This is a genomic window from Sinomonas susongensis (assembly GCF_005877005.1).
Lineage (GTDB): Bacteria > Actinomycetota > Actinomycetes > Actinomycetales > Micrococcaceae > Sinomonas > Sinomonas susongensis.
In genome coordinates this window covers 22,180-43,728 of sequence record NZ_SSNH01000012.1, presented here as the reverse complement: position 1 = coordinate 43,728, position 21,549 = coordinate 22,180, and the positions used below count along the sequence as shown (strand labels likewise).

The following is a 21,549-nucleotide window of genomic DNA, read 5'->3' as shown; positions in this document are numbered from 1 at the left end:
TCGGCCTGGTGCCTAGCGCCCCTCGGTCTTCTCCGCTGAAGGCCCCCCCAGTGCGCCGAAGCGCTCGCTGACCTCGGACATCGTGCGGCTCATGAGCGCCAGCATGGCGTCATGCGCCGCATCGGGGTCCGAGCGCTGGATCGCGACTGCCACGTTCATGTGCTGTTCGAGCGCCTCCGCGTGCGGTCGTTCGGGCATGAGCCCGTGGTGGGTCCGGCCCGCGAGGACCTCTTCCACGAGGGGGTACAGGGCCGTGAACATCTCGTTGCCGGAGGCAGCGAGCACGAGGCGATGGAACTCGATGTCCAGTTGGAGGAACCGTTCGCCGTCCGTGTCCTGGCCCGCAGCCCACAGCTCGCCCGCAAGGGCGAGGATCTCAGCGGCTCGCTCCTGCGGTGCGCGGAGGGCGGCGAGCCGCGCGGCCTCCGGCTCGACGGCGGTGCGGAGCTCGGTGAGCGAGCGCAGCTGGGCGAACCGTCCGGAGGAGTCGAGCCGCCAGCGGATCACCTGGGGGTCGTAGACGTTCCACTCGCTCGTGGGCAGGATCTGGACGCCGATGCGCCGCCGCATCGCGACCAGCCCCATCGAAGCGAGCACTCGGACTGCCTCGCGCACCACAGAGCGGGAGACGGCATAACGCTCCTCGAGCTCCTCGATCTGCAGGACGCTGCCCTCGGCCAGAGCCCCGTCTGCGATCGCGGAGCCCATGCGCTCGAGCACCCTGGCATGCAGGCCGCCCGCGAGGGCTCCGCCGGGGGGTTTGAGAGGGCCTGCTACCGGCATGGAATCTCCTGTAGATCAGCGACGATCGCGTTGCTACATCATAGCTGTTGCACAAGTCACGGTTTTAGATATGATCTATGACGCATCTGGGACACGAGAAACAGATGTAAACCACCCCCCATCAAGGAGTGACTATGGCGTCAACTCACACCGCCTCGCCGGCAGGTGCAGCGTGCGCCGGTTGCCAGCAAGAAAGGCGATGATGGACCAGACCACCATCCGACGGTTGTCCGACGAGGCAACCGAAGTCCTTCTGAACAAGGACGGCACCACGTCCAGCCGCCGCGGCGGCTGGATGATGATTGCCACGATCCTCATCGAGGCGTGGGATCTGTATGCGATCTCGTTCGTCCTCGTCTTCATCAGCGCCGAGTACCACCCGACCGCGGTCCAGCTCGGCCTCGTGACGGCCGGCGTGCAGGGCGGCGCGCTCATCGGTGCGCTGATCGGCGGCTATGTTGCCGACCGATTGGGCCGCAAGCGCGTCTTCATCCTCACGATGGTGCTCTTCATCGTGCTCGCGCTGGTCCAAGGGTTCTCCACGAACGTCTGGGACCTGATCATCATCCGGTTCCTGATCGGCATCCCGCTCGGCAGCGACATCTCCAACGGCTACGCCTACATCATGGAGTCCATGACCAAGGGCGCCCGCGAGGTCATGGGCAGCCGCTGGCAGTTCATGTTCGGCCTCGGCGAGGTCTTCTCCATCGTCGTCATCACGATCATGTACATGACGGGCATGGACCACGCCATCCTGTGGCGCGTCGCCCTCGCCATCGGCGCGCTCCCGGCCTTCATCCTCCTGCTCGCGCGCCTCGACCTGCCGGAGACCCCGCTCTCGCTCATCCAGCGCGGCCAGTTCGTCAAGGCCAAGGAGGTCTCCCAGCGCCTCTTCAACGACTCGCTCGACATGCTCCCGAACGAGAACGTCGTCATGGAGAAGCCCAAGGTCGGGGACTTCCTCAAGGTCATCTGGGCTGACAAGACCAGGCGCCGCGCGACCATCTTCGGCTGGATCTCCAACGCCTGCCAGGGTGCCGAGTTCACGGCGTTCGGGTTCTACCTCCCGGTCATCCTCGTCACCGCCGGCGTCGGCGTTGCCGGCAGCGGCCACACGACGAACATCACGGGCACCAACTTCGTCACCGCGGCGATCTACGTCCTCGCGACGATCTCTGGTCTTACCGCTCCGATGATGATCTCCAAGATCGGCCACCGCGGCGTTGCCATGTGGGGCTACGGCCTCGCCTTCGCCGGTCTCGTGATCGGTGCCTTTGCCCTGGGCGCGAACATCCAGTGGCTCATCGTCCTGGGTGCCTGCACCCTCATGTGGGGCCACTACTGGGATGCCTCCAACGGCATGACCATCACCTCGATGGTCGCCCCGGCCCGCTTCCGCGCCACCGCGTCCGGCTTCGGCTACGTGTTCGTGAAGGGTGCCTCGTTCTTCGGCGCCTTCGTGTTCCCGATCATGACCGCCTCGTGGGGCAAGGTCGGCGCGACGCTCGCCGTCGCCGTCCTCTCCCTCATCGGCTTCCTCGCCGCGAAGTTCATCCTCCCGGAGCTCTACGGCTACGTTGACCAGGAGGGGAAGGCCGTCGCCGAGGTCTAGCACCAGGCTTCTGTAACGGTTCCTTCGACGGCGGCACGGTCCATTGGGGCCGTGCCGCCGTTCTCGTCCCAGCGTGGAGGGACGGTTCCCGGCGTAGAGTGGCGCTATGGGACATGTCAACGATCCCGCCGTCATCGAACGCCTCATGGACACCCACGGCCGTTGGGCCGTCGTCGGCCTCACCCAGAACCAATGGCGCGCCGCCTACTCGGTCGCAGAATTCCTGCGCGACGACCTCGGCCAGCAGATCATCCCCGTGAACCCGCGCGCCGAGGAGGTCCACGGCGAGAAGGGCTACGCGAAACTCGCCGACATCCCCGCGGAACTCCACCCGCTCGACGTCGTGGACTGCTTCGTGAACTCGCAGCGGGTCGGCGACGTCGTCGACCAGGCCATCGCGGCGGGAGCGAAGGCCGTGTGGCTCCAGCTTGGGGTCATCGACGAAGCGGCCGCCGAGCGCGCGAAGGCCGCGGGCCTCGACGTCGTCATGAACGCGTGCCCGGCCCAGGAGGCCTGGCGCCGCGCGCGCCGCCATCAAGCCTGACGCCTCACCCCCGACGCCGTTAGGCTGTGCCCATGCATGCGGAAGCTGCGAGAGAGCTCTGCCTCTCCTTCGCCGGAGCCTACGAGGACTACCCGTTCGGGCCGGAGATCGCCGTCTACAAGGTGAGGTCCGCCGCCTCGGTTGGCTCCGCCGTCGAGGGCAAGATGTTCGCGGCGATGCGGCCCGACGTCCAGCCCCCCTCCATATCGCTCAAGTGCGAGCCCGCCCTCGCCGTCCGGCTGCGGGCGGTCCACCCCGAGATCACCGGCGCATGGCACATGAACAAGAAGCACTGGAACGCCGTCCGGCTTGACGGCGAGCTCACCGATGATGCAGTGCGCGACATGATCGAGGACTCGTACGATCTCGTGGTCGCCTCCCTCCCCAAGGGGCAGCGCGAGGCGCTCGGGTGGGCCGGACTCGCGCGATAACGCTCCACCAATCCGGGGACAAGGAGACGATCTACAGCAATGAAGGTTCTCGACCGATTCGACCTCTCCGGCCAGACGGCCGTCGTGACCGGTTCCACGCGGGGGCTCGGCCGTGCCTTCGCCCAGGCGCTGTCCGAAGCGGGCGCGAACGTCGTCGTCGTCGGCCGCAGCGCGTCCGAGGCCGAAGCGGTGAGCTCGGAGCTCACGGACCAAGGGGCCCGGTCCATCGGAGTCGCCGCCGACGTCACGTCCCGCAAGGACATCGAGCGACTGCTTGAACGGACCGCCGCGGAATTCGACCGGGCGGACATCCTGGTCAACAACGCAGGCGTGTGCATCCACAAGGCAGCGGTGGACGTGACCGACGAGGAATGGCGCCACGTCATGGACGTCAACGTGGACGGGCTCTGGATCACAAGCCAGGTGTTCGGGCGCCACATGATCAGCCGCGGTGGTGGATCCATCATCAATGTCGGTTCGATGTCCGCTGCAATCGTGAACCGCCCTCAGTGGCAGCCGGCCTACAACGCGTCCAAGGCCGCAGTGCATCACCTCACCCGCAGCCTGGCCGCCGAATGGGCCCCGCACAACGTCCGAGTCAACGCTCTCGCTCCCGGATACATGCGCACGGACATGTCGCCCATCGACGACCCGCAGTTCCATCGGTACTGGATCGAGGACACTCCCCAGCAGCGGGCTGGCGAGCCGGAAGAGCTGGGCGGGGCGATCGTCTTCCTCGCCAGCGCCGCCTCGAGCTTCATGACGGGTTCCGTGCTCACGGTCGACGGCGGGTACAGCGTCTTCTAGGTCTCGGAAGCCTTGATCGTCCCTTGGCCCAAGGCTTATAGTTCAGAAGGTATACTAATTCGCCCCACTCGATGTGGGTGCGAGAGGGGAAGACCATGGAATTCAGGTACCTTGGCAACTCGGGCTTCAAGATCTCCGAGATCATCTACGGAAACTGGCTCACGCATGCGTCCCAGGTCGACGACGAGACCGCCGGCAAGAGCATCCACGCGGCTCTCGACGCCGGCATCTCGAGCTTCGACACGGCCGATGCCTACGCCAATACGGCGGCCGAGGCCGTGCTGGGCAACGCCCTCAAGGGCGAGCGCCGGGAAAGCATCGAGATCTTCACGAAGGTGTACTGGCCTACCGGCCCCGGTGGCAAGAACGACACCGGCCTGTCGCGCAAGCACATCATGGAGTCGATCAACGGTTCGCTCGAGCGGCTCGGCACCGATTACGTCGACCTGTACCAGGCGCACCGGTTCGACTATGAGACGCCGATCGAGGAGACGATGCAGGCCTTCGCCGACATCGTCCGTCAGGGCAAGGCGCTCTACATCGGTGTGAGCGAGTGGAACGCGGAGCAGATCCGCGCCGGGCACAAGCTGGCCACGGAGCTCGGGTTCCAGCTCATCTCAAACCAGCCTCAGTACAACATGCTGTGGCGCGTCATCGAGCGGGAGGTCGTTCCCACCTCCGAGGAGCTAGGGCTCTCGCAGATAGTGTTCTCGCCGATCGCCCAGGGCATCCTGACCGGAAAGTACGTGCCGGGCCAGCCCCTGCCTGAGGGATCGCGGGCAACGGACGAGAAGGGCGGGAAGAACATGATCTCGCGGTGGATGCGAGACGACATCCTCACCGCCGTGCAGAACCTGAAGCCGATCGCCGACGAACTCGACCTCACCTTGGCCCAGCTCGCCGTGGCGTGGGTGCTGCAGAACCCCAACGTCGCCGGCGCCATCGTCGGCGCGAGCCGCCCCGAGCAGATCGCTTCGAATGCGGCCGCCGCCGGTGTCAAGCTCGAGGCTTCGGTGCTGGCCAAGATCGACGAGGTCATCGGCTCCGTGGCCGAAACCGACCCGACGCTGACCCAGTCCCCCGCCAGCCGGGTGGCCTGAAACCGGGCAGGCAGGTGCTGGCGTCTAGGCCAGCACCTGCCGCCTGCTCGAGATGACGCCGGTGTTGAAGCCCGCGAGGTGCAGGCCGCCGTGGAACCGGGCGTGCTCGATCTTGACGCAGCGGTCCATGACCACGTTGATCCCTGCCGCTTCGGCGTCCGCCGCGACGCCCTCGTGCCACGATCCGAGCTGGAGCCAGATCGTCTTGGCCCCGACGGATTTTGCCTCTTCGAGGACGCCTGGGAGGTCGTCGTGCCTGCGGAAGACCTCCACGAGGTCCGGGGTCTCGGGGAGGTCCGCGAGCGAGGGGTAGACCGGCTGCCCCAGAATCGTCTTGACGACGGGGTTGACGAAGTAGACGCGGTACTTCGTCGAGGAGAGCAGGTACGTCGCGACGAAGTAGCTCGCCCGGCTCGGCTTGTCGGAGGCGCCCACCATCGCGATGACCTTCGTCTCCCGCAGGATGCTGAGGCGCTCGACGGCGGAAGGCCCTGCCCACGTGCGCTGGCTGGCTGCAGTGCTCATTCGGCGACTCCCTTCGAAGCAGCGGCGACGCCCGGCACTGCGCACGCCTCGCCGTCGTAGGTCGGCTCAGCGAACTGATCCTCGGCCTGCTGGGAAGCCGCAAGCGCCTGGTCCAGATCCCAGATGATGTCCTCGACATCCTCTAGCCCCACCGAGAGCCGGATGAGGTCCCCGGGCACCCCCGCGGCGGCGAGCTGGGCGGACGAGAGCTGCTGGTGCGTGGTCGATCCGGGGTGCAGCACGAGGGTGCGAGCGTCGCCGATGTTGGCCAGGTGGCTCGCGAGCTGGAGCGCCTCGATGAAGCGGGCGCCGGCCTCGCGGCCGCCCTTGACCCCGAAGCTGAACACCGAGCCGACGCCGAGCGGCAGGAGCTCGGTGGCGCGTCCGTGCTGCGGGTGCGACGGCAGGCCGGCGTAGTTCACATAGGTGACACGTGCGTCCGCGTCGAGCCATTCCGCGACCCGCTGCGCGTTCGAGAGGTGGGCGTCCATGCGCTGCGGGAGCGTCTCCACACCCTGTAGGAGCTGGAACGCGGACTGCGCCGAGAGCGAGGGCCCGATGTCGCGCAGCTGCTCCGAGCGGAGCTTCGTGAGGAAGCCGTACTCGCCGAAGTTGCCCCACCAGGAGACGTTCCCATAGCTCGGCACGGGCTCGGTCATGGACGGGAACTTGCCGTTGCCCCAGTCGAACGTCCCGCTTTCGACGACGACGCCGCCCAGTGTGGTGCCGTGGCCGCCGAGGAACTTGGTCGCCGAATGGATCACGATGTCCGCGCCGTGCTCGATCGGCCGCAGGAGGTACGGGGGAGTGAGCGTCGAGTCGACCACGAGCGGGACGCCGTGCTCGTGGGCGACGGCGGCCAGGCCGGGGAGGTCGGCGATGTCGCCGGAGGGGTTTGCGACCACTTCGGTGTAGACGGCCTTCGAGTTGCCCCGGAGCGCGGCCTTGAAGTCTGCGGCTTCCGTGCTGTCCACGAACGTGGTGTCGATGCCGAAGCGGCGCAGCGTCACGTCGAGCTGCGTGATGGTGCCGCCGTACAGCTTCGACGACGCGACGATGTGGTCGCCCGCTTGGGCGAGAGCGGCGAACGTGATGAACTCCGCGGCCATGCCTGACGACGTCGCGACCGCACCAAGGCCGCCCTCGAGGGACGCGATGCGTTCCTCGAAGGCGGCGACCGTCGGGTTGCCGATGCGGGAGTAGATGTTGCCGTACTTCTGGAGCGCGAAGAGGTTCGCGGCGTCGTCGGTGTCCTTGAACACGAACGACGTCGACTGGTAGATCGGCACGGCCCTCGCACCGTGCTCGGCGTCCGGCGTGCCGCCTGCGTGGAGTGCTCTGGTGCGGAAGCCGAACTGGCGCTCGGCCATCAGGCGCCTGCCCCGGCCACGCCAGCGCCTGCGAGGCCCGCGTCGCCCCGGACGGCGTCGAAGTTCGTCACGGGGAGGAGCTCGGTATTGAGCTCGGTGCCGTTCTTCCGGGCGAGGTCCGCCTCGAGCTCGCGCACGATGGGGAGCACGTCGCGGCCGAACGCCTCGATCTCCTCCTGGAAGTGCAGGTAGCCGGTGAGGAAGAGGTTGACGCCGATCTTCTTGTACTCGACGATGCGTTCGGCGATCTGCTCGGGCGTGCCGATGAGCTTCGTGCGGAAGCCGTCGTTGTACTGGACGAGGTCCTCGAAGGTCGAGTCCTCCCACATGCCCTTGCCGTCCTTCGTGGACTGGCCGGCCTCCTTCACCGCCGCGGCGAAGCCTTCGACCGCCGGCCGGTGGGCCTTTTCGATGATCTCGCGGAGGGTGTCGTGGGCTTCCTTCTCGGTGTCGCGGGCGATGACGAAGCCGTTGAGGCCGAACCGCGGGGACGCCGGGGCCTTCCGGCCTTCCTTAGCTGCGGCGAGCACGCCGGCGATGTTCGCCTTGAAGCCCTCGATGTCGCGGCCGTTCGAGAAGTACCAGTCCGCCGTACGGCCGGCCGCTGCCTGCGCCGCGGTCGAGTTGCCACCGAAGAAGATCTCGGGGTGCGGACGCCCCTCGACACTCACCGGGGCCGGGTTCAGCGTGAAGTCCTTGATGTTGTAGTACTTCCCGGACTGCGAGTAGCCCTGCTCCGTCCACAGCCCGCGGAGCGCGTTGATGAACTCCTCGGTGCGGACGTAGCGCTCGTCGTGCTCGAGCCACTCGAGGCCGAAGTTCACGAACTCGTCCTTGAGCCAGCCTGAGACGATGTTCACGGCCGCGCGTCCGCCCGAGAGATGGTCTGCCGTGATGATGAACTTCGCGAGGACCCCGGGGTGCCACATGCCGGGGTGGACCGCCGCGATGACCTTGAGCCGCTCGGTCGCCCCGAGGAGGGCGAGCGAGAAGGACGTGGCCTCGTGCTGCTTGTCCGCGCCGTAGCTCGCGCCGTAGCGGGTCTGCGTGAGGGCGTATTCGAAGCCGCAGTTCTCAGCGGTCCGCGCCAGCTTGCGGTTGTACTCGAACTCCCAGTGGGTGCGCTGCTCGATCGTGGAGACGACGAGGCCTCCCGAGACGTTGGGCACCCAATAGGCGAACTTGAGGGGGGTCTCGAAATCGATGACGTGATCGGACACGGCTGCGCTCCTTGAACTCGGGCGCGACGAGAGCGGGGCACTCACCATCGCTTCTGGCAGTAGCACCTTTGGCACGGCTGGCATGATTCGCCGACGGTCCAGGGTTGCTGCGGCGTCGCAGATCCAGATCTCTCGGCCGCTCAGGATGGGTCATTGAGATTCTCCTGAATAGGGGCGTAACGATGCAAACCATTTCGTCACGGAGGGTCTCGACTTGATTCATCCGAACATCCTTCGATCGGGAACCTCGCCGCGGTTCCTCACGCCCTCGCGAGCAGCTGCTCGCCCACCTTCCCCCGCTGATAGAACACCTCGCGGCCGGCCCGCACCGGCTCGGTAAGCCCGGACTCGGCGAGGACCTTCAGATGACTGCTGACCGTCCCGGCCGCGAGGTCGAGCGCACAGGCGAGCTGCGTCGTCGTCATCGGGACGTCGAGCTGCGCGAGGATCTGGGCACGCGTGCGCCCGAGGAGCCGGGAGATGGGGCTCTCCTGCGTCTCCCGCGTCTTCTCCCACAGTCGCCCCACGCCGCGCGGCGCGTACGTGATGGTCGGGACGAACGGCGCCGTGTTGAGTACGAGCGTGGAGGGCCAGACGAACGCCGTCGGCACGAGGACAAGCCCGCCGCCGGGCTTCGGGCGGTCGGTGGCCTCGCAGTCGCGCATGATCTCGAGGCCCTGCTCGCCAAGCCGGATGCTCGGATGCAGGGTCTTGAAGACCTCCTGAATGCCGTAGTGCGCGAGATTCTCGAGCCGGGAATCGATGTCCGCGAGCAGCACCGAGCGCAGGCGCGGCCAATAGGGCTCGACGGCGGTCGCCCAGTACCAGCTCAGGGCGGCGGTCACGCGGCGGATGCCGGCGTCGACGTCGTCGTGGAGCTCTGCCAGGACACGCCTCGCGTAGTCCGGGAGATCGCGCTTCTCGAGGAACCCGATGTCACGGAGCCAGAGCTCGGCTGGAACGGCCGCGACGGCGGCGAGTGTCTCCGGGAACGAGTCCTGCCGCGTCGGCGTCGGCGTGAGCGAATCGGCGATGAAGCCCTTCGGCTGCACGAGCGTCGTGAGGAGGCGGAGGTGGTCCTTCGCCTTCCGGTCAGGGGAGTCGGCGAGGCGCTTCTTCGCCTCCTCGATCCATGGCCGGTGCACGGGCGTGCCCTGCTGGAGGGCGCGCAAGCTCGTGACGGTCTCCCACATCGGCGAGGCATCGAAACGCACGCGAGTGAGGTCTTCGCTCGTGAGTCGGATGAGCATGGTTCCAGCGTAGGAATCCGGCTGGCCGGGGTCGAGGATTCGAGGAGGACCGAATCGTTTCGCCCCGCTCGGAGCACGCGCACACTGCTGGACATGAGCACGGCAACCACTCGCACCCCCTCGTCACACGCCCTCGAATCCCGGGCAGCGGCCCCCGCCCCGGTCCGCCACCCGCTCCGCCCGGAACCCCGCCGTCCCATGCGGACGCCGCATGACCGGGTGCTCGCGGTCGCTCCCTTCGTCGCGCCCACCGCGCTTCCAGACCATGCGGGTGATCTGCTGGGCCTGCCGGATCTGGGCGGGCTCCGCCGGGCCGCCCGGCGAGCGTGGGCTTGGCTGCGTGAGTCGCTCGACGCAGCGGCGGCCATCGACGCCCGCCTCCGCGAACGGCGCGACGACGACGCCGTCCGCCTGGCCCGCGCGGGCGCATCGCCGACTCGCGTCTTCTGACGCAGAAGTCCTCAAGCCAAAGCTCGCCGCGCCACACAGCGTCACGGAGAGTCACGACCGGACGACCAATAAGTTGTGTTTCCGTGTTACGGAATCGCTTTACGAGCCAAAGAGGCTGTCCCTAGGCTGAAGGGCAGGATCAAGAGCCCCGGTGCAAAGCTCTGGCTGGCCGGGCGGCAACCCTCTCCCGTAAGTGGGGTGCCCCAGATGAGGATCCGGTCGCGGCGAGAGTCCGCGGCAAGTACGGCGCCCGGAACCGGGCGTCCGGCCGAACGCTGGAGGAGCGCCATGACCGTCCCATCCGTGGACCAGGCCGTCAACGGCACGGAACTCCGCCGCGCCATGGGCCACTGGGCCACGGGGATCGCGGTCGTCACCACCCAAGTCGACGGCACGTTGGCCGGCCTCGTGAGCAACTCGTTCACGTCCGTCAGCCTCGAGCCCGCCCTGGTCTCGTGGGCCGTGGACAAGCGCTCGTCGTCGTTCGAGGCCTGGAACACGACCGACAACTTCGCCGTGCACATCCTGTCCGAGGCAGACCGCCGTCTCGCGCAGCGATTCGTGGCGAAGGGGACGGAGAAGTTCGCGGGACTGGCCTGGGAGCCCGGCGTGCTGGGCTCGCCTATTGTGGCCGTCGATGTCCCGCGTATCGAGTGTCGCCTCTGGCAGCGGGTGGACGCGGGGGACCATGTGATCCTGATCGGCGAGGCAGTCAGCGTCTCGGATCCGGAGAGCTTCCGTCCCCTGACCAACCACGTGTACTGGGCCAAATAGCTGTTCGGGGCCAAGCAGCACCGCTGGCCGCGGCCGGGATGAGGGCGCCCTCGTCCTGGCTGCGGGCAGCGTTGCCCACCACGGCGTTGCCGACGGAGCCTCGACTGCGCCACGCTTGATGCGTGAGCCTTGATGTCCTCTCGCCATTGCGCCGCCGCCTCCAGCTGACGTTCTCGGGTCAGACCGAGGGCATCCCCGAGTGGGAGCTGGCTCTGGCGGAGGGCGACGACGCCGGCTACTTCCCGCCGGACTCGCTCACGTGGCGGGTCAATGGCGGCATGACCCCCCTCATGGGCGGCATCCGTGCCCTTCTCACGCAGGCGCTGCACCCCGGCGTCCTCGCCGGCGTCGTGGACCATTCCCACTACCGCGAGGACCCGCTCGGGCGCCTCGCGGGAACGATCCGCTGGATCTACACGGTGACGTATGGGGACACCGGTGCCGCCGAGCGTGCATGCGCATACGTGCGGCGGCTGCACGAAGCCGTAGTCGGCGAGTACGTCGACGGGCGTGGCGTCCGGCAGACCTACGCCGCCAACGCCCCCGAGCTCGCAGAGTGGGTCCACATCGCGTTCGCGGATGCCTTCCTCGGCTCCTACGAGTACATCAGGGGCCCACTTCCGGTTGCCGAGGCGGACGCCTACGTCGCCGAATGGGCGCGGGCAGGCGAGCTCATGGGGGTGCCGGAGCCGCCGCGCTCCGTCTCCGCGCTGCGGGAGCGGATGGGGGAGTACGACGACGGCGCGAGCCTGGCGGGCGGCCCGCGCGTCGACGACGTGGTCGGCTTCCTCCGGCGCCCACCGCTCGACCCCATGCTCGTTCCCGGGCATCGGCTGCTCTTCGCCGCGGCCGTCGACTCGATGAGCGACCGGCATCTCGAACTGCTCGGGCTGCGACGCGCGTCCGTCGGCCCTCTCCGGCTGCCCGTCCGCCCCGCCGCCCAGGCGACCCTCGCCGTCGTCGGCCGCACACTGGGGAGCACCGGCCCGAGCGAGGCCGCTGCCCGCCGTCGTCTGACCCGCCTCGGCGTCCTCTAACCCCCCTCCTCGTTTCGGGTACGCCAACTGCGCCGCCTCCTCGTTTCGGGTACGCCAACTGCGCCCCCTCCTCGTTTCGGGTACGCCAACTGCGCCCCCTGCGCCGTAGCCCGGGAAGAATGGCCGCATGTGGATCGCGTGGATAGAGTTCGACATCCTCTTGGGCGACGTGCACTCGCTCAAGGAGAAACGCGCGGTCGTCCGGCCCATCGTCGCTGAACTGAGGCGGCGGTTCGACGTTTCGGCTGCGGAGGTCGGCGACCAGGACCTGCATCGCCGTGCCCGCATCGGTGCTGCCCTGGTCTCGCCGGATCGCGCGCACGCGGTCGAGGTGCTCGACGCCGTCGAACGCCTCGTGGCCGCACGCCGGGAAGTGGACCTCCTCAGCGCCCGGCGGCGGGAACTGCACAGCGAGGACTGAGGGCTGACGATCTAAGGCCGACGACATGAAAATGCCCCGCCTTTCGGACTTCGCCCCCTGCTGTTTCGCAGGGTTGGGTCCGAAAGGCGGGGCATTTCCGGCCCACGTCGGGAGGCTCAGCCGAAGTACTTCGGCAGCGTCCCCTCGTGGGCCTCGCGGAGTTCCGCGATGGGCAGTTCGAAGAGGCCCTGCACCTCGAGCGAGGTCGCCAAAACGTCGACGACGCCGAGACGCAGTACCGGGAACTGGCGCGCGTTCGCCATGTCGTTGAAGCGCACCTCCTCCGAGCGCGGGACGGCGACGACGGCGCGCGCCTGGGACTCAGAGAACAGCGCCGTGAAAGCGTCAACCCCGTCGCGCTCGCACAGGTCGTCCAGCGCGACGCGGGCGCCGACGCCGAAGCGCAGCACCATCTCGGACAGGGCCGCCGCGAGGCCGCCCTCGGAGAGATCGTGTGCGGAATCGACCATGCCGTCTCGCGACGCGTTGATGACGATCGCGCCGAGCGTCTTCTCCGCCTCGAGGTCGAGCTTCGGCGGGAGGCCGCCGAGGTGCCCACGCAGGTTGGCGAACTCGGAGCCGTCGAGCTCGTCGCGCGTCGTCCCGAGGAGGTAGACCGCCTGACCGTCCGCGTTCTGCTGCCAGCCCGACGGCGTGCGGCGGGCGACGTCGTCGAACTTGCCGAGGACTCCCACGACCGGGGTGGGGTGGATCGCCGTCGTGCCCGTCTGGTTGTAGAGCGAGACGTTGCCGCCCGTCACCGGGATGCCGAGCGTCTGGCACGCGTCGGCCAGGCCGCGCACGGCCTCCGCGAACTGCCACATGACCTCCGGATCCTCAGGCGAGCCGAAGTTCAGGCAGTCCGTGACAGCCATCGGGACTGCGCCCGAGGTGGCGACGTTGCGGTACGACTCCGCGAGGGCGAGCTGCGCGCCGGCGTAGGGGTCGAGGTACGCATAGCGGCCGTTGGCGTCGGTGGAGATGGCGACGCCGAGGCCCGTCTCGTCGTCGACGCGGACCACGCCTGCGTCGTCGGGGGAGGCCAGCGTCGTGTTGCCGCCGACGTAGCTGTCGTACTGCCTCGTGACCCACGACTTGTCGCACATGTTCGGCGACGCCATGAGCTCGAGCACAGCGGCCTTGAGCTCCTCGCCCGAGGCGGGCAGGCTCTTCCCGGCCGACGACGCGCGGAAACCGTCCTTCTGGACGTCATCGAGCCACTCGGGCCGGTGGAAGGGCCGGTTGTAGACCGGTCCCTCGTGGGCCACGGTGCGCGGGTCGACGTCGACGATCGTCTCGCCGTCCCACGTGATGACGAGCCGGCCCGAGTCGGTGACTTCGCCGAGCCACGAGAACTCGACGTCCCACTTCTCCATGACCTTCTCGAACTCGGCCACGTTCTCCGGAGTAACAACCGCCATCATGCGCTCCTGCGACTCGGACATGAGGATCTCGCCCGGAGTCAGGGTGGGGTCGCGGAGGAGGACGCTCGTCAGCTCGACGCGCATGCCGCCGTCGCCATTCGAGGCGAGCTCCGACGTCGCGCACGAGATGCCGGCCGCGCCCAAGTCCTGGATGCCCTCGACGAGCGAGTGCTTGAAGAGCTCGAGGCAGCACTCGATGAGGACCTTCTCGGCGAACGGGTCGCCGACCTGGACGGCGGGGCGCTTCGACGGCTTGCTGTCGTCGAACGATTCGGAGGCGAGCACGGACGCGCCGCCGATGCCGTCGCCGCCGGTGCGGGCGCCGAACAGGACCACCCGGTTCCCCACGCCAGACGCGTTCGCGAGGCGGAGGTCCTCATGCCGGAGGACGCCGACGGCGAGCGCGTTCACGAGCGGGTTCGCCTGGTAGACGGAGTCGAACACGACCTCGCCGCCGATGTTGGGCAGGCCGAGGGAGTTGCCGTACCCACCGATTCCGGAGACGATCCCGTGCACGAGGCGCGGCGTGTCCGGGTGGTCGATCGCGCCGAAGCGGAGCGGGTCCATGACGGCCACGGGACGCGCGCCCATCGAGATGATGTCGCGGACGATGCCGCCGATGCCGGTCGCCGCACCTTGGTACGGCTCGACGAAGGACGGGTGGTTGTGGGACTCGACCTTGAACGTGACGGCCCAGCCGTCGCCGAGGTCGGTGACGCCGGCGTTCTCGCCGATGCCCACCATCATGTCCTTCTTCATCTCGTCGGTGAGCTTCTCGCCGAACTGGCGGAGGTGCACCTTCGACGACTTGTAGGAGCAGTGCTCGCTCCACATGACCGAGTACATTGCGAGCTCGGCGGCGGTGGGGCGGCGGCCGAGGAGCTTGACGATCTCCTCGAACTCGTTCTGCTTGAGGCCCAGCTCGGCCCAAGGCAGCTCGACGTCGGGGGTCCCGGCCGCGTGCTCGACGGTGTCGATGTTGAACTTGGGCGCTGTCTGCACTGTCCTATTCCCTGCGGTCATTTTGCGTCCACCAGTTGGCTCAGGACGGACGCGAAGAAGCCAAGCCCATCGGTGCTGTAGTGCCCGTCGGCGCCGAGGGGGCCGAATCCGGGCTCGACGGCGTGTTCGGGGTGCGGCATGAGCCCCAGGACGTTCCCTGCAGCGTTCGTGATGCCGGCGATCCCGCGCCGAGAGCCGTTCGGGTTCCAGCCCACGTAGCGGAACGCGACACGTCCCTCGCCCTCGAGCTCGTCGAGGGTCTTCTCGTCGGCGACGTACTGGCCGTCCTGGTTCTTGAGGACCACGGTGATCTCCTGGCCCTCCTCGAACTGATTGGTCCAGGCCGTCCGATTGTTCTCGACACGCAAGGCCTGGTCACGGCAGATGAACTTGAGGTGGTCGTTCTTGATCATCGAACCGGGCAGCAGGTGCGCCTCGGTGAGGATCTGGAAGCCGTTGCAGATGCCGAGCACGGGGAGAGGATTCGAGGACGCCGCCCCCGAAGCTGCTTTTGTGATCTTCGACATGAGCGGCGCGAACCGAGCGATCGCGCCGGCGCGCAGATAGTCGCCGTAGCTGAACCCGCCGGGGAGGACGACGGCGTCGACGTCGCCGAGCTCGCTGTCCGCGTGCCAGAGCGCGACGGGAGTGCCGCCCGCGAGCTTCACGGCGCGGGCTGCATCCCGGTCGTCGAGGGTTCCGGGGAAGGTCACAACCCCGATGCGGGCACCGGAAAGGGGAGTGCCCGAGAGCGCCGCGCCGGCGGCCGTGCCGACGTCGCCGATGAGGGGAGTCTCGCTCATGCTCACTCAGCCTCGGCCGGAGCGGCCACGTCCTCGGAGGCCGCGGCGGCAGCCTCGTCGAGGACCTCGACGTTCACGACGTCCTCGATCACCGGGTTGGAGAGCATCGTCGCGGCGGCCTCGCGGGCCTGCTCGAGGATCTCGTCGGTGACCGGGCCTTCGACCGTGAGCTCGAAGCGCTTCCCCTGCCGCACGCCGCTGAACGCGGTGAACCCGAGTCGCGGCAGCGCCCCCACGATTGCCTTTCCCTGAGGGTCCAGAATCTCGGGTTTCGGCATGACATCGACAACGATCCGGGGCATCAATGGGCTCCTGGTGATTGAAGGGAGGTGCAGCTCCATTCTACCGGAGCAGGGCAAAGCGACTGGAATCGCGGCGTCGTCCGGCTAGGGAAGGGCCGCGACCAAGGGCTCGATCGCCGTCGCCAGCCGCTCCCGCAGCACTGCGGCCTCGGCCGCGAACTGCCGCTGCTTCTCGACGTACTCCGCCTTGCCCGCGGGCGTCTCAATCGCGATGGGCGCGTACCCCCAGCCGGAAAGGTCGTAGGGGGAGGCCTGCATGTCCATCTCCCGGACCCGCCACGCGAGCTCGAAGCAGTCCATGAGGAGCTCGCCGGGGACGGCCGGCCCCAGCTTGTACGCCCACTTGTACAGGTCCATGTTCGCGTGGAGGCATCCGGGCTGCTCGAGCGTGCGCTGGGTCTCGCGGGTGGGCTGGAACTCGTTCCTGGGCGCGGCGTCTGGCGTGTAGAAGCGGAAGGCGTCGAAGTGCGTGCAGCGGATGCGGTGCTCCTCGACCACCCGGTCCGTGCCCTCGGCGCCCAGCCGCAGGGGAAGGTATTCGTGGCGGATGCCGAACTTCTCGGAGTGGTACACCATCGCCCATTCGTGCAGCCCGAAGCAGCCGAACTGTCCCGGCCGCTGGGCAGTGCCGCGCAGGATCAGGGGGCAGAAGCGCAGGGTCTCCTCGCGCTCGCGAAGGTAGCCCTCGGCGTCGAGCACGACGGCGGTCCCTCCGGCCGTGAGGCCGCTCGCTTCCCGCTCGGCGTCCGTGAGTGCGCGGTAGTTCTTCCAGCCGAGCCGCTCGGCTGCGGCCTCCCCGGAAAGGACGACGCCGGCACCCGGGTGCCAGCGGGCGAGCTGGGCGGGCTTGTGCGTGTAGTAGGTGAAGAGGAAGTCCTCGACGGGATGCTTCTTCCGGGCGTTCCGCCGGGCGACGAACGGTTCGCTGAAGCCTGCAGCCCGGCGGGCGTGCGCCTCGGCGCGGGGGAGCCACTCGTCCTGGGTGAGGACGGTGCTGACGGAAGAGTGCACTGGTCCATTATCCCCGCGCGGACTGTCGCCGAACTCCCCAGCTTCTGCGCCGGTTTCCCCAGCTTCTGCGCCAGTTTCCCCAGTTTCTCCGTCGGGTTCCCCAGTTTTAGGGTTCAACCCGCGGCTGGGCGGCCATCTTGGCGGCGAGTCGTGCCGCCGTCGTCGTCAGAACTGGGGAGGCCGGAGCAAAACTGGGGGGGCCGGTGCAAAACCTGGGGAGGCCGGAGCGAAAACTGGGGAGGGCGGAGCAAAAACTGGGGAGGCCGGAGCAAAAACTGGGGAGACCGGCCGGGGGCGCCGGAATGCGGGAGCTCCGCGGGTACTGTGCGGCGGCAGCGGAGGCGTCAGCTGCGCTTGGCCGCGTCGGTGTCCCTGCTCGCCTGCGCTGCGGTGATGAGCCTCATCATCGATCGGTGGAGCTCTTCGGCCTCTTCCCTCGTGATGCCGAGGCGCGCCATCATCGTGACCGGCACCGCGAGGGCCTTCTCGCGGAGGGCTCGGCCTGCCGGTGTGAGGGCGACGTCGAGGGCGCGCTCGTTGCCGGCCTGACGGGACCGCGTCACGAGCCCCGCTTCCTCGAGTCGCTTGAGCAGCGGCGTCATTGTCGCGGGCTCGAGGAGGAGGGCTTCGCTCACGTCCCGCACGGTGCGTGGGCTCCGCTCCCAGAGGGCGAGCATCACGAGGTACTGGGGGTGGGTCAGGCCCATGGGTTCGAGCACGGGTCGGTAGGCGGCGACTACGCTGCGGCTCGCGACGCTCAGAGCGAAGCAGAGCTGGCGCTCGAGCAGGAGGTCCTCTTCGGCCTGGGGCTCGCCCTCCGTCTGGCTCTCGGTCAAGGTGCTCACGGCTTCCTCCTGATATTTAGTACGCTAATAATGAGGGTACTATGGATGTGCATCCCGAGGATGCGCACCCTACGGAGGAGGGACTATGGCCCACGAGAACTTTTCCCAGCGGTTCATGCGTGCCACCGGCAAGCTCCGCTTCTTCTTCGGCCCGGCCCACCGAGGAACGACCGAAGGCGAGATGACGGCCGCGAACAAGGAACTCCTCGCGGAACGCGAAGCCGAGGCCCAGCAGTGGGAGACGGTGACGCGGCCCGACGGCAGCACCTATGTCGTGCCGAAGGATCCTGGCGACCGCTCCCTGCGCTGAGGTTCCGCCCTTCGACCCCTGAGGCGTCAGGTCACACCCCGGCGTAGAATGGCTGCGGCGGAAGGGGGTGAGACATGCCCGATTCCCAGGAGAAGAAGTTCCGGACCCCGAAGGTGCATGAGCACCATGCGCTCGACAGGTTCATGCATATGACCGACGAGGCGGTGAGGATCCTGGTCCAGCCGCAGCGCGGAGACCTTGAATCCCCCGTGCTCCACAAGCACGACGTCTACGAGGATGCATCGGAGGAGGACCTCCGCGGATTCGAGATCGTCACAGACGCTGAGGGCCACCACTACGCGGTGAGAAAAGAGCACCACTGACGCGGTGCCCGCCGGCTCGCGATACGAGAACCCTTGAAGAGACGAGACCGCAGGTTTGCACCTGCGGTCTCGCTGTCTGTCCGCGTTCGGGTGGGGTGGGCTAGCGCCCCGTGCCGCCGTAGACGGTCGCCTGAGTGTCGACGTCGAGGTCGAACGCCGTGTGGATCGCGCGCACGGCGGCGTCGAGGAGGTCCGCCCGGGTCACGACCGAGATGCGGATCTCCGACGTGGAGATCATGTCGATGTTGATGCCCGCGTCCGAGAGGGCCTTGAAGAAGGTGGCCGAGACGCCGGGGTGCGAGCGCATCCCGGCACCGATGAGTGAGAGCTTGCCGATCTCGGCGTTGTACTCGACGTCTTCGAAGCCGATCTCGCCCTGGGCGGCCTTGAGGGCGTTGAGCGCGTTCGCGCCCTCGATGATCGGGAGCGTGAAGGAGATGTCCGTCTTGCCGCGGCCGAACGTCGAGACGTTCTGCACGATCATGTCGATATTCGAGTTCGCCCTCGCGATGACCTGGAAGATCGCCGCAGCCTTGCCCGGGATGTCCGGGACGCCGACCACGGTGACCTTGGCCTCGGAGCGGTCGTGCGCGACACCGGAGATGATGGGCTGTTCCAAGGCGACTCCCTCGCTGATCGTGAACTTGTCCTCGGGGGAGGGCAGCACCCACGTCCCCTCGTTGAGGCTGAACGAGGACCGCACGTGCAGCGGAACCCCGAAGCGGCGCGCGTATTCGACGCAGCGCAGGTGGAGGATCTTGGCGCCCGAGGCGGCGAGCTCGAGCATCTCCTCGCTCGATATCGTGTCGATCTTCCGGGCGGAGGGCACGACGCGCGGATCGGCCGTGTAGACCCCGTCGACATCCGTGTAGATCTCGCACACGTCGGCGTCGAGCGCCGCGGCGAGCGCGACCGCCGTCGTGTCCGAACCGCCGCGGCCGAGAGTCGTGATGTCGCGGCTCTCCCGGCTCATCCCCTGGAAGCCCGCGACGATGGCGATGTTGCCCTTGTCGAGCGACGTCCGGATGCGGTGGGGGTCGACGTCGATGATGCGCGCCTTGCCGTGCGTGCCGTCCGTGATCATGCCGGCCTGCGAACCCGTGAACGACTGCGCCCTGTGGCCGAGCTTGTCGATGGCCATCGCGAGGAGGGCCATCGACATGCGCTCGCCCGCGGAGAGCAGCATGTCCATCTCGCGGGCGGGCGCGCTGTCGGTGATCTGGGCGGCGAGGTCGAGGAGCTCGTCTGTCGTGTCGCCCATTGCGGAGACGACGACGACGACTTCGTGCCCCGCCTCGTGATAGTCCACGACCCGTTGGGCTACCCGCTTGATGCCCGCGGCGTCCGCGACGGACGAGCCGCCGAACTTCTGGACGACGAGTTGCTTGGCGGGCAGCACAGGCGGCAAGGACATGCGGGCACACTCACAGGCGATGTAGGAAGCGAAGGAGATTCGCGGAACATTCTATCGCCACGCCCGCACGTCCATGCCTACTGTGACGTCAGCGCGCGAGCTCCGGGTAGTGGAGCCGTGCGGTCTCGGGGTGGGCCCGGAGCCAGCCCTTGAGGACGTTCTCGCCATAGGTCGCGAGCATCGGGTTGTCGGGATCGTCCGAGACGCCGCGCGCCTCGGCGGCGAGCTCGTTCGGAAGCTCAACCTTGTCGATCACCGCGTCGAGGCGCGGCGACCAGAAGAACGGCACCGAATAGCGGTCGACGCCGGGTGGCGGCGCCGTGACGCGGTGGATGGTCGCCATGAGGTACCCGTCGGTCGCGACCTCGAGCATCTCGCCGAGGTTCACGACGAGTGCGCCCGGAGTCGGGGGCACGTCGATCCATTCGTCCTGGCCGTAGGGCTTGACTTCGAGGCCACCCACGGAGTCCTGCAGGAGGAGGGTCACGAAGCCGTAGTCTGCATGCGAGCCGACCCCTTGGTCGCCCGCCTCGGGGACGACGCCGCCCACGTAGTGCACGAGCTTGCCCATCCAGGCGGGCGTGCCCGAGAACTTCTCGTCGAAGTAGTCCTTGGGGAGCCCGATGGCCTCGGAGATGCCGGAGAGGAGTTCGGCCCCGACATGGGACATGAGCTCAGCCCACTCCATGGCGGCCTTCTCGAGCTCTGGGTATGCGGCCGGCCACTGGTTGTGCCCCTGCAACCGAAGGTACGGCTGTTCCGCCGGCACGTGCGCGAGCGGTTCCCGGTCCGGCCCGTAGTCGATCTGCTCGCGGGAGTCGGCCCGGCCCTGGGTCACCTCGGTGCCAAGCCTCGTGTACCCGCGGAACTGGGCCGAGGACCGGTTGTCCAGGGCGAGGCGGTCCTCGAGCGGGAGCCGGAAGAATTCCGCGACGGTGTCGAGGAGCTCCTGGTCCTGGCCCGGCCGTCCGCCATAGCCGACTACCTGGAAGAAGCCGACGTTGTGGGCGGCATCTCGGAGAGCATCGAGGAAGTCTGGTGTGAACTGCCCCTTCTCGTCCTTCGCGGTGGCGAGGTCGAGGATGGGCACGGAAGTTCGTGGTGCGCTCATGCTTCCAGCATGCTCCTGCCACGGTTGCGGGCGTAACATTTTGTCACAAATCCCACATCGTGGGCTCAGCCGATGGCGCTGCGCCTGCCCTCGAACGCGCGCCCGAGCGTGATCTCGTCCGCGTATTCGAGGTCGCCGCCGACGGGGAGTCCCGAAGCGAGACGGGTCACCTTGATGCCGATGCTCTGCAGTATTCGGGCCAGATACGTCGACGTCGCCTCCCCCTCGAGATTGGGGTTCGTGGCGATGATGACCTCCGTGACGGCTTCGTCGTTGAGCCGGCCGAGGAGTTCGCGGATGCGGAGCTGGTCGGGGCCGATCCCCGCTATGGGGTTGATCGCGCCGCCGAGGACGTGGTACCGGCCTCGGAATGCACGGGTGCGCTCGACCGCCACGACGTCCTTCGACTCCTCCACCACGCAGATGACGCTCGGGTCCCGGCGGGGATCGCGGCAGATCGAACAGGTCTCCTGCTCCGACACGTTGCCGCAGATCTGGCAGAACTTGACCCGTTCCTTGACGATCGTGATGGCGGTGGCGAGGCGCTTCATGTCGTCCGCGTCGGCCTCGAGGATGTGGAAGGCGAGTCGCTGAGCGGATTTCGGTCCGATGCCGGGGAGCCTGCCGAGTTCGTCGATCAGATCCTGGACTGCGCCTTCATACACCCCACTACGCTACCG

Annotated in this window: 24 protein-coding genes and 1 riboswitch; of the genes, 11 read left to right on the top strand and 13 right to left on the bottom strand. The window is 67.9% G+C overall.

Annotation, left to right across the window (positions count from 1 at the left end; genetic code table 11):
• Nucleotides 1–12 precede the first annotated feature (12 nt).
• Nucleotides 13–783: a FadR/GntR family transcriptional regulator gene (locus E6A21_RS14985; RefSeq protein WP_138444959.1), complete on the bottom strand. Its 771-nt coding sequence runs from the start codon at nt 781–783 to the stop codon at nt 13–15.
• Between the two features lie 202 nt (nt 784–985).
• On the opposite strand from E6A21_RS14985, the gene E6A21_RS14980 reads away from it, so the two are divergent.
• The 5 genes from E6A21_RS14980 to E6A21_RS14960 all read left to right on the top strand — a co-directional run bounded on the left by E6A21_RS14980 (nt 986) and on the right by E6A21_RS14960 (nt 5,277).
• Nucleotides 986–2,395 carry an MFS transporter gene (locus E6A21_RS14980; RefSeq protein WP_212745953.1) on the top strand — a complete coding sequence of 470 codons (1,410 nt, stop codon included), beginning with the start codon at nt 986–988 and terminating at the stop codon, nt 2,393–2,395.
• A gap of 106 nt (nt 2,396–2,501) precedes the next feature.
• On the top strand, nt 2,502–2,939 hold the full coding sequence (locus E6A21_RS14975; RefSeq protein ID WP_138444957.1) for a CoA-binding protein: 438 nt from the start codon (nt 2,502–2,504) through the stop codon (nt 2,937–2,939).
• Between the two features lie 32 nt (nt 2,940–2,971).
• A complete protein-coding gene (locus tag E6A21_RS14970) occupies nt 2,972–3,370 on the top strand; it encodes an MmcQ/YjbR family DNA-binding protein (RefSeq protein ID WP_138444956.1) in 399 nt (132 codons plus the stop codon).
• Between the two features lie 39 nt (nt 3,371–3,409).
• A complete protein-coding gene (locus E6A21_RS14965; protein WP_138444955.1) occupies nt 3,410–4,177 on the top strand; it encodes an SDR family NAD(P)-dependent oxidoreductase in 768 nt (255 codons plus the stop codon).
• 95 nt (nt 4,178–4,272) lie between these two features.
• Entirely contained in the window at nt 4,273–5,277 is a 1,005-nt protein-coding gene (locus E6A21_RS14960) for an aldo/keto reductase family protein (RefSeq protein ID WP_138444954.1), read from the top strand.
• 24 nt (nt 5,278–5,301) lie between these two features.
• Here the strand turns inward: E6A21_RS14960 and E6A21_RS14955 are convergent, their stop codons facing one another.
• From E6A21_RS14955 to E6A21_RS14940, 4 genes are all read right to left on the bottom strand, one after another.
• Nucleotides 5,302–5,802 (bottom strand): CoA-binding protein, encoded by a 501-nt coding sequence (locus E6A21_RS14955; protein WP_138444953.1) that lies wholly within the window; start codon nt 5,800–5,802, stop codon nt 5,302–5,304.
• Nucleotides 5,799–7,172, bottom strand: coding sequence for an O-acetylhomoserine aminocarboxypropyltransferase/cysteine synthase family protein (locus tag E6A21_RS14950; RefSeq protein WP_138444952.1), 1,374 nt, complete (start codon nt 7,170–7,172; stop codon nt 5,799–5,801). The genes E6A21_RS14955 and E6A21_RS14950 overlap by 4 nt, the downstream gene beginning before the upstream one ends.
• A complete protein-coding gene (gene sfnG / locus E6A21_RS14945; RefSeq protein ID WP_138445005.1) occupies nt 7,172–8,440 on the bottom strand; it encodes a dimethylsulfone monooxygenase SfnG in 1,269 nt (422 codons plus the stop codon). The genes E6A21_RS14950 and sfnG overlap by 1 nt, the downstream gene beginning before the upstream one ends.
• 212 nt (nt 8,441–8,652) lie before the next feature.
• The gene (locus E6A21_RS14940) at nt 8,653–9,642 is read right to left on the bottom strand and encodes an ArsR/SmtB family transcription factor (RefSeq protein ID WP_138444951.1); all 990 of its coding nucleotides are present in this window, start codon (nt 9,640–9,642) and stop codon (nt 8,653–8,655) included.
• A gap of 93 nt (nt 9,643–9,735) precedes the next feature.
• Here E6A21_RS14940 and E6A21_RS14935 point away from each other — a divergent pair, with 93 nt between their 5' ends.
• From E6A21_RS14935 to E6A21_RS14920, 4 genes are all read left to right on the top strand, one after another.
• Nucleotides 9,736–10,092 (top strand): hypothetical protein, encoded by a 357-nt coding sequence (locus E6A21_RS14935; RefSeq protein WP_138444950.1) that lies wholly within the window; start codon nt 9,736–9,738, stop codon nt 10,090–10,092.
• A 137-nt stretch (nt 10,093–10,229) separates the two neighbouring features.
• Nucleotides 10,230–10,342: riboswitch (SAM riboswitch) on the top strand.
• A 38-nt stretch (nt 10,343–10,380) separates the two neighbouring features.
• Nucleotides 10,381–10,866 (top strand): flavin reductase family protein, encoded by a 486-nt coding sequence (locus E6A21_RS14930; RefSeq protein ID WP_138444949.1) that lies wholly within the window; start codon nt 10,381–10,383, stop codon nt 10,864–10,866.
• A gap of 122 nt (nt 10,867–10,988) precedes the next feature.
• Nucleotides 10,989–11,903 (top strand): oxygenase MpaB family protein, encoded by a 915-nt coding sequence (locus tag E6A21_RS14925; RefSeq protein ID WP_138444948.1) that lies wholly within the window; start codon nt 10,989–10,991, stop codon nt 11,901–11,903.
• Between the two features lie 127 nt (nt 11,904–12,030).
• Complete coding sequence (locus tag E6A21_RS14920) at nt 12,031–12,324, top strand: DUF503 domain-containing protein (RefSeq protein WP_138444947.1); 294 nt, start codon at nt 12,031–12,033, stop codon at nt 12,322–12,324.
• A 116-nt stretch (nt 12,325–12,440) separates the two neighbouring features.
• Here E6A21_RS14920 and purL read toward each other — a convergent pair whose 3' ends face one another.
• From purL to E6A21_RS14895, 5 genes are all read right to left on the bottom strand, one after another.
• Nucleotides 12,441–14,771, bottom strand: a complete 2,331-nt coding sequence (purL, locus tag E6A21_RS14915) for a phosphoribosylformylglycinamidine synthase subunit PurL (RefSeq protein WP_138444946.1) — start codon at nt 14,769–14,771, stop codon at nt 12,441–12,443.
• On the bottom strand, nt 14,768–15,553 hold the full coding sequence (gene purQ, locus E6A21_RS14910; protein WP_138444945.1) for a phosphoribosylformylglycinamidine synthase subunit PurQ: 786 nt from the start codon (nt 15,551–15,553) through the stop codon (nt 14,768–14,770). Before purQ ends, purL begins: the two co-directional genes overlap by 4 nt.
• A 2-nt stretch (nt 15,554–15,555) precedes the next feature.
• Nucleotides 15,556–15,855, bottom strand: a complete 300-nt coding sequence (gene purS, locus E6A21_RS14905) for a phosphoribosylformylglycinamidine synthase subunit PurS (protein ID WP_138444944.1) — start codon at nt 15,853–15,855, stop codon at nt 15,556–15,558.
• Nucleotides 15,856–15,939: 84 nt separating this feature from the next.
• Complete coding sequence (locus E6A21_RS14900) at nt 15,940–16,866, bottom strand: 3-methyladenine DNA glycosylase (protein ID WP_138444943.1); 927 nt, start codon at nt 16,864–16,866, stop codon at nt 15,940–15,942.
• 344 nt (nt 16,867–17,210) lie between these two features.
• Nucleotides 17,211–17,711, bottom strand: a complete 501-nt coding sequence (locus tag E6A21_RS14895; RefSeq protein ID WP_246036549.1) for a MarR family winged helix-turn-helix transcriptional regulator — start codon at nt 17,709–17,711, stop codon at nt 17,211–17,213.
• 85 nt (nt 17,712–17,796) lie between these two features.
• Here E6A21_RS14895 and E6A21_RS14890 point away from each other — a divergent pair, with 85 nt between their 5' ends.
• Together E6A21_RS14890 and E6A21_RS14885 are read left to right on the top strand one after the other, a co-directional pair.
• The gene (locus tag E6A21_RS14890; RefSeq protein ID WP_138444942.1) at nt 17,797–18,021 is read left to right on the top strand and encodes a hypothetical protein; all 225 of its coding nucleotides are present in this window, start codon (nt 17,797–17,799) and stop codon (nt 18,019–18,021) included.
• Nucleotides 18,022–18,095: 74 nt separating this feature from the next.
• On the top strand, nt 18,096–18,344 hold the full coding sequence (locus E6A21_RS14885; protein WP_425471564.1) for a hypothetical protein: 249 nt from the start codon (nt 18,096–18,098) through the stop codon (nt 18,342–18,344).
• Between the two features lie 100 nt (nt 18,345–18,444).
• Here E6A21_RS14885 and E6A21_RS14880 read toward each other — a convergent pair whose 3' ends face one another.
• The 3 genes from E6A21_RS14880 to recR form a co-directional block, all read right to left on the bottom strand.
• Nucleotides 18,445–19,758 (bottom strand): aspartate kinase, encoded by a 1,314-nt coding sequence (locus tag E6A21_RS14880; RefSeq protein ID WP_138444941.1) that lies wholly within the window; start codon nt 19,756–19,758, stop codon nt 18,445–18,447.
• 88 nt (nt 19,759–19,846) lie between these two features.
• Nucleotides 19,847–20,869, bottom strand: coding sequence for an isopenicillin N synthase family dioxygenase (locus tag E6A21_RS14875; protein ID WP_138444940.1), 1,023 nt, complete (start codon nt 20,867–20,869; stop codon nt 19,847–19,849).
• Nucleotides 20,870–20,934: 65 nt separating this feature from the next.
• Nucleotides 20,935–21,534, bottom strand: coding sequence for a recombination mediator RecR (gene recR / locus E6A21_RS14870; RefSeq protein ID WP_138444939.1), 600 nt, complete (start codon nt 21,532–21,534; stop codon nt 20,935–20,937).
• Between the last annotated feature and the right edge of the window lie 15 nt (nt 21,535–21,549).